This is a genomic window from Bradyrhizobium sp. Kon56 (assembly GCF_055807635.1).
Genome location: NZ_JBVVOU010000162.1, coordinates 1 through 437 on the forward strand (window position 1 = coordinate 1; position 437 = coordinate 437).

Genomic DNA, 437 nt, shown 5'->3' on the forward strand with positions numbered 1-437 from the left:
GTCGGGTTAATCGTAAACTGTGCAACACTCGCTACTGTTGCTATTCCCAGAGATGTAACTCTCTCTACTCTCTGCCATTGATCCGGGTATTTTACAACGACATGTTTCCTGACAAATCTTGTATTTTTTTCAGCATCCGCTATAAAACTTTTTAAATCATGCATCTCTGAATCAACTGCAAGAATCAAATAGCCATCTATAACTATTCCTGATATTTCTCTTCCAACGAGTACCTTATCAAGCAAAGCTTCAGAAATTATAATTTTTTTAACTGACTCACCATATTCCAAACCCATCAGATTGATGAGCAAGATAGAAGCAAAATTAGATTCCCAATAAACATTGGCAATTTCCAGCTCATCAAATTCAGCTATTGGTGGATATAGAAATTCGCGCTGTGGACGCTGGTTTCACAGCGAAAAAATTACAAATTGCTG

At 37.1% G+C, this 437-nt stretch carries 1 protein-coding gene; it reads right to left on the bottom strand.

The annotated features are described in order from the left end of the window. Positions 1–311, bottom strand: a 311-nt coding sequence (locus AC0L3B_RS38430; protein WP_473382812.1) for a hypothetical protein, incomplete at its 3' end; no start/stop codon positions are given. Between the last annotated feature and the right edge of the window lie 126 nt (positions 312–437).